General features: G+C 32.9%; 8 protein-coding genes and 1 pseudogene. 3 read left to right on the top strand and 6 right to left on the bottom strand.

Annotation, left to right across the window (positions count from 1 at the left end; all coding sequences use genetic code 11):
• Window positions 1-51: 51 nt before the first annotated feature.
• From traN to DXD04_RS03070, 3 genes and pseudogenes are all read left to right on the top strand, one after another.
• Window positions 52-546, top strand: a pseudogene (gene traN / locus DXD04_RS03080) (conjugative transposon protein TraN); the annotation flags it as partial.
• Complete coding sequence (locus DXD04_RS03075) at window positions 546-1115, top strand: conjugal transfer protein TraO (protein WP_117670745.1); 570 nt, start codon at window positions 546-548, stop codon at window positions 1113-1115. The pseudogene traN and the gene DXD04_RS03075, both read left to right, overlap by 1 nt.
• A gap of 73 nt (window positions 1116-1188) precedes the next feature.
• Window positions 1189-1581: a DUF3872 domain-containing protein gene (locus DXD04_RS03070; RefSeq protein ID WP_310591228.1), complete on the top strand. Its 393-nt coding sequence runs from the start codon at window positions 1189-1191 to the stop codon at window positions 1579-1581.
• A 117-nt stretch (window positions 1582-1698) separates the two neighbouring features.
• Here DXD04_RS03070 and DXD04_RS03065 read toward each other — a convergent pair whose 3' ends face one another.
• The 6 genes from DXD04_RS03065 to DXD04_RS16635 all read right to left on the bottom strand — a co-directional run bounded on the left by DXD04_RS03065 (window position 1699) and on the right by DXD04_RS16635 (window position 6142).
• Window positions 1699-2862, bottom strand: a complete 1164-nt coding sequence (locus tag DXD04_RS03065; protein WP_117670741.1) for a hypothetical protein — start codon at window positions 2860-2862, stop codon at window positions 1699-1701.
• 206 nt (window positions 2863-3068) lie between these two features.
• A complete protein-coding gene (locus DXD04_RS03060) occupies window positions 3069-3305 on the bottom strand; it encodes a DUF7258 domain-containing protein (RefSeq protein WP_117670739.1) in 237 nt (78 codons plus the stop codon).
• Window positions 3306-3319: 14 nt separating this feature from the next.
• A complete protein-coding gene (locus tag DXD04_RS03055; RefSeq protein ID WP_117670737.1) occupies window positions 3320-4606 on the bottom strand; it encodes a PcfJ domain-containing protein in 1287 nt (428 codons plus the stop codon).
• 2 nt (window positions 4607-4608) lie between these two features.
• Window positions 4609-5025, bottom strand: a complete 417-nt coding sequence (locus tag DXD04_RS03050; RefSeq protein WP_117670735.1) for a PcfK-like family protein — start codon at window positions 5023-5025, stop codon at window positions 4609-4611.
• Window positions 5026-5527: 502 nt separating this feature from the next.
• Window positions 5528-5737 (bottom strand): hypothetical protein, encoded by a 210-nt coding sequence (locus DXD04_RS03040; RefSeq protein ID WP_117670733.1) that lies wholly within the window; start codon window positions 5735-5737, stop codon window positions 5528-5530.
• 231 nt (window positions 5738-5968) lie between these two features.
• Entirely contained in the window at window positions 5969-6142 is a 174-nt protein-coding gene (locus tag DXD04_RS16635; RefSeq protein ID WP_181977447.1) for a hypothetical protein, read from the bottom strand.
• Between the last annotated feature and the right edge of the window lie 37 nt (window positions 6143-6179).

Below are 6179 nucleotides of genomic sequence, written 5' to 3'. Positions count from 1 at the left end.
GACTGAACGGATATCACCGGAAATGCTGAACGGGTATCCGCCGGAATATGCACTGATATCTATTTCAAGGAATTAGGAAATGAATCTCCCGTACTTGTGAAACTTATAATGAAAACCATATACCAGAACGACAAGAGAGAATTCAAACATATTGGCGCAAAACAGTTTGGTATGCAATTCTTACTGAACGGACTTTACACCCATAATGGACTTCTATATTTCCATACCGAAATAAAGAACAGAACCGATATGCCTTATAACGTGGACTTCATTACGTTTAAGGTAGTGGATAAGAAGGTTGCCAAACGTACAGCTATTCAGGAAAGAATACTCCAACCATTAAGGGCATACAATCAGATTACCTGGATAAAAGGGCATAGGGAAGAAAGAAGCATTTTTGCACTCGAGCAATTTACACTACCAGAGGACAAGCGTCTAGAGGTTACTCTATACGAAAGAAATGGTGGTCGCACAATGACGTTTTATATGGAAAACGAGGATTTGATAAGAGCAAAAAACATTGACAGCCTTAAACTGAAATTCTGATGAAAAGGATACTTGTTATTATAATTGCCATTGTCGGTTTGAGCATACCGACAATGGCACAACGATTATTACCTCACCAAAAGGGAATTGAGTTTTATGGTGGTGTACCTTTACAGAAGCATAATACATTTGGAGACGGTAATTTCAATGCCGGACTTAATTTTACAAGGTATATCCGTAACTATCACTATTATCATTTCGGACTAAATTATCTTCAGCAGAACTATCACTATAATGAACTGAAAGTGCCGGTACGTGATTATACTGGTGAAGGTGGATTTATGTTTCACCTGATTTCAAGTCCGGGAAAAAGTTTCCTCGTTTATGGTGGACCATGTATTTCACTCGGTTATGAAGAGGTGAATGACGGCAACAGATGGCTGCCAGATGGTGCATACCTTGAAGCAAGAAACAGATTTGTTTATGGTGCTGGCGCCCAATTATCTATGGAAGGATTCATTACGGACAATGTAGTGGTTCTCGCAAAAGCCAAAGGAACATTCCTTTTCGGAACAGACTTGGATTTATTCAGGCCTTCAATATTGATAGGAATCAGTATTATCATGTAATATCAGTCAAACAAAATCAGAATCAATGTAATAACACATTATGAAAACAATAAAACATATACAGTCACTTCTTGTGATAATAATTGCCTACATGACATTGGGTTCATGCAGCAATGAACTTGATGTCACAAAATCATTTCCATTTACAGTTGAAACGATGCCTGTCCCAAAGGAACTCAGCCAAGGGGAAACCATTGAAATCCGCTGCACCTTAACCTGTCCGGCTGACTATTCAGGAACTCAATATACTATCAGATATTTTCAGTATGATGGTGACGGCATACTTCGTATGGGAAAAGATGGTGAACCGTTCATCCCCAATGACAGATACCCAGTAGAAAAAGGGGACTTCCGTTTATATTACACCTCTCAATCTACAGAACAGCAAAGCCTTGAGATTGTATTTGAGGATAATATGGGGCATTCTCAGGTTGTCGAGTTTGATTTTAATGACAAACGGAACTAATTCCAGTTATTAAATCGCAATTAATCATATGAAATCTTTCATATAACAACTTTTATAGTATAAATTGAAATAGTAGTAGCTGTTTTATAGCAAAACTATTTCAATTTATGATTTTGATTATAGATTGTCGTTTACTCTTTTTGAACTATCTGATTTATTTTTAGTCTCTTCGATATTTTTTCTTAGATATCTATCATATAACATCAAATTTGTAATTGATTTATTAAAACCGATATCATCCATAAAAGTTTTATATGAAAAATCATGTAAGAAAGACTCACATACAGAATCAATCCATAATAAGTTTTTCCAATTAGGTGATAATAAAAAGAAAAAAGGTTTCAGAGATATCTCTAGCTTTAAAGAAATACTATAAAAGATCATATCAGGAGTAGAGACATAAAACCTATGGAAATCATACGGAATATTAGCATTAAATCCTTTAAAAGAAGCATGTAATCTTAAGTTGAAATACTTACCAGATATTACCAAAGTCTCTTTACCTTCTTTTTTTAATATTGTTTTGGGAGGAAGTTTTAATTCAAACTTATTAAATTCAACATCATCATCGCCTAACAATGTATATATATCATCAATATTATCTTCTTTATCTTTTATTTTACTAAGGAATTTTTCACGATCTTCAAAAGGCTTTGATATTAAATCAAGAACTCTATTATCTAACAAATAATCAGCTATATTACTTCTATTCAATACAGTTATGTTTTTTGTATTATCTCCAAAATACATTTCAAGTTTGTCTGATAACCATTCAATAAATATATATTCGGTTAACTCATTTATAAACTTACATATTTTTTCTTCTTTAAAGTATTTCCGAGCTTCATCATCTGTTATTTTTTTTATTAGAACATAATCCTGGGACACATATTTACTATTATTAGTATATTCTTTCTTGAAAGCTTTTTCCCAACATTCTTTAAAAGTTTTATTCTCTCTACAAACTGAAATAAGTATTTCGATAAATTTTTCATTGAAATAATAACGATAAACCTTACCTAATCTAGCTTTATCATCAACAACTAAAAGTGCCTCAGTACAAATTTGATGTTTTCTTAATGTGTAAAAGTTAAATATTTTTATCAGAAGAACAAATAATATGCAAAATAGCCCAGAAATAAAAAAAACAAGATATTTACCTTTAAAGAATTCAGCTAAAGCACTAACTATAAAAGAAATTCCAAAAGACAAAAAGATTGCAACTATAATATTGTCAAAAATAAATATTTTCTGTTTTTTCAAATAATCTAATGGTTTCATACAAATGAGATAATAACTTAAAATAGACAGGAATTAGTAACTGATATAGTAATAAAAATCATTACAAAAATAGATATTTCTAGTATATCCTTAATATTTTTAATAGTATTTATTATGGATATATTATTTAAATAAAGGATTTTTGCTACTTTTTGTGCCGCCTGAAGCTCACTGTAAAAAGTAGTGGGCGGAAATTCCGCCCACCTTCATTCTATTAACTTGAGATATTTAAGAGGTCCGAACTCATCGGATTTTCTTCCCCATGTCCAATCGTGTTCATACATATCATCTCCCCACTGCTGTGGGGAGTCAAAGACAACTTTTACGTTTACTGAATACTTACAATCTTCAATTTCCGTGATGATACCTTTAACCATCATACCGGTGAACATACATTCACACCTTTTTCCGATTATACTCTGATTTATTTCTGTAGTTTTCATATCTCATATATCCGTTAAGCAACCAGACATTTCTGTATCATTCCCATATTCTGATTTACCAAGTTTATTATTTGCTCATGGTATTCGGTATTCTTATTATATACACCTCGACTTTGTACGACCTTTAAAGTTTTCAATGAAACTTCAATAGTTTCAATGCGTTTACCTTCAATGGTAGCTGATAGTATCAAAGAATTTTCTTTCAGATAGTAGGAATTTGAAAATACGCAATGGTGCATTATCTTAGCTTCCTCAATAAAATCATGAACACTGCTCAAAACATGTACTTGAATTATGCCGTCTGTAAATGAAATACCGAAGAACTTACCCTTTTGCTCCTTATATATCCTTTCATTCTCAATAGCTTGAGCCTTTTTGCGTTCATTATCTTCCTGTCTGATTTCATCATTCCTTCTTTTGACCAAGTTGTCATGTTCGGAAACAATATCTTTCGGACAAACGTATTTGGAATTATGAATGTCCATTCCAAAGTGTTTCAGCAGTCTGATATAATCACACCATTCAGAAGCATTGGTGATTTCATAGCCATTACGGATACAGATTTTTAAAGCTGCCCAATATTCATTTATATCTGCATTTGAACGAATGAAATGACGGAACATTTCTATCTGACCGACTTTAAGTAATGTTTCCATCTTGTTATCAGATAGGATTGCCTTGAAAAAAGCATTTGGGGATATATTGTAAAACTTTCCCTTGAAGCCATTTCGTCTGATTTTCTTCATAATTCTAATATGTGGATAGGTGCATTGTGGAGTAATATCGTATGCAAAGTGGTTACTATTTGACCTCAGTTCCATGCAGCTGTGTTCATTCCACAAATCATAATACATGGAGGACATACACCGCAAACGTGCTATAATTTCACCTCTACCATTAGGAGCAATCCACTGCTGCACTATTTCATTGATTTCATATTTCGCTTGATAGCCAACCTTTCTATTGGCTCTGACTATAAAGAAACGGATTACCTGATAACCTTTACAGGTTGTAATGATAGAGAAATATTCTGTACCTTTAAACACTCTCTGACGGGTTTTCATTACCTCCAACTTGCTTCCACAATGAGGACAAGTACATTCCGCATGGTCTGAGGAAGGGATATTTTCACCCTTCCAAGAATGACCACAATCGGTACAAGTTACAATTCCTTTACTCGTCATACGTGCAATATGGCTGAAACAATGCTTGTATGCGTATGCTTTTTGCTTCTCTGATATGCTTTTCAGTCTTTTTGATAATGTAACAATTTCAGACTGAATACGTGTTTTCGGCTTCATAATCAAAAATCAAATAATGAGGGTTGAACATTGGTTGTCTGAGTTGCAGATGATTTCTGTTTTGCTCTGCTCTGTAACTTGTTGAGTTCCATTTGCTGATATTGCTCAATAGCCTTTCTGCGTGCGTTCTGCTTTTCCTCTTCAGTAAGTTCAACATGGTGGTTTACCATTACTTTACAACTGATAGGCTTTCCGATTTCAATATCATCTTCATCATAGTAATGCATAGCCATAGAATAGATTTCATCATCATCAAATCCGTTCATTCCGCTTTTCTGAACTTCATTAAGTATATAGGTTATGCAATCTTCAATGTTCTTTGCCGGATTTGCGTATCGTGGTGCAAACAAATCGTCCGTCATTGCTCTATACTCCAAGTAGTTTTGGATAGCAGCCTTGAATAATTCTGTACCTTTCATATCTCACAAGTTTAATAGTTAAAAATTTTATGCGGATTCTAGAGCTGAGGGAGTTGAGTTTCAACCTTTGGTATCTGCCTCTCGTATATCCGACATTTTTTTTATGCGTCTTTCTTTCACTTCGGTCGTTTCCGTTTCAGGTGCTATAAAAGGTAGGTATTAGCAGATACAAGGTTTTTGTATAAAATACTACCCGAAGGGCTGGAGATTTTCTACAAAACCACCGGCTTGACCTTGTATCTGAGTAAAATACCGTAATTACCTTTGCACCAGAACGTAAATGGCCGTCAGAAGTGTGGAAAGAGAAATGAATGGAGGTACTGCGATAAAAGAGGCAGACAAATTAAACTTGATAGATATTTCCGATTTTGTCACAAAATCAAAAGTGTGTTTTTCTGATTTAAGATTATAAAGATGAATTATTTAAATAATAGCATTAAATGATTTTATATAATTTATAATAAAGGGAATAACTTCGATAGCTATTCCCTTATTTTTTCGACTACTTTTTGGCCCTATTAGCTTCAATTTCATCTTTTTCGGCTTTTGTAAATACTTCACCACATTGAGTACAAATGTAATCACCTGTTTTGTTTTCAACATATCCAAGATTTGACATCGGTGCTCCTTGAGTTTCTTTCTCAAAATTAGGATGATTGCATGGCTTATCTCCCCATTCTTCTCTTAATCTTTTTCCTTTATTAATATCCATAAAACATATACTTTAAAGTTTAGATATGTAAAGATAAAACAAGTTTTTAGGATATCCAATAAAATAACTGTTTTACAAATGTTTCTATAAATCATTCACTTATACATCCCAATTTTTCTAATATAGAATTAAGTAATATAACAATAATTTGAATTTAAATACAAGATAAAGATTATAAAGAAGCATCCATTATTGTTAAGATAGAAGAAATATCTTTTATGCATCTCAGTTTTATTCTTCTTTATTTAACTCATGAGCACGTTCTTCTGCTGCTTTTTTCGTTAAATATATTTCTCCTTTAATAGGGATATAGTTACTGTCTGTTTCAGAATATTTAGCAACTTCATACATTCCTAATTGCTTATCTGATGGTTGAGCTACATACATTTGAATTTTATTTTCCATAATCATTTCTATTTTTTATTCAATGTAAATATACAAA

The sequence above is a fragment of the Phocaeicola plebeius genome (assembly GCF_003437535.1).
Classification (GTDB): Bacteria; Bacteroidota; Bacteroidia; order Bacteroidales; family Bacteroidaceae; genus Phocaeicola; species Phocaeicola plebeius_A.
Note: the sequence above shows the minus strand (reverse complement) of the source record. Positions and strands in the feature narration are given on the sequence as shown.

Bases quoted from the DNA above. Each gene is read 5' to 3' on its own strand.
- DXD04_RS03075 (WP_117670745.1), top strand. From the start codon at position 546: ATGAAAAGGATACTTGTTATTATAATTGCCATTGTCGGTTTGAGCATA.
- DXD04_RS03065 (WP_117670741.1), bottom strand. From the start codon at position 2,862: ATGAAACCATTAGATTATTTGAAAAAACAGAAAATATTTATTTTTGAC.
- DXD04_RS03060 (WP_117670739.1), bottom strand. From the start codon at position 3,305: ATGAAAACTACAGAAATAAATCAGAGTATAATCGGAAAAAGGTGTGAA.
- DXD04_RS03055 (WP_117670737.1), bottom strand. From the start codon at position 4,606: ATGAAGCCGAAAACACGTATTCAGTCTGAAATTGTTACATTATCAAAA.
- DXD04_RS03050 (WP_117670735.1), bottom strand. From the start codon at position 5,025: ATGAAAGGTACAGAATTATTCAAGGCTGCTATCCAAAACTACTTGGAG.
- DXD04_RS03040 (WP_117670733.1), bottom strand. From the start codon at position 5,737: ATGGATATTAATAAAGGAAAAAGATTAAGAGAAGAATGGGGAGATAAG.
- DXD04_RS16635 (WP_181977447.1), bottom strand. From the start codon at position 6,142: ATGGAAAATAAAATTCAAATGTATGTAGCTCAACCATCAGATAAGCAA.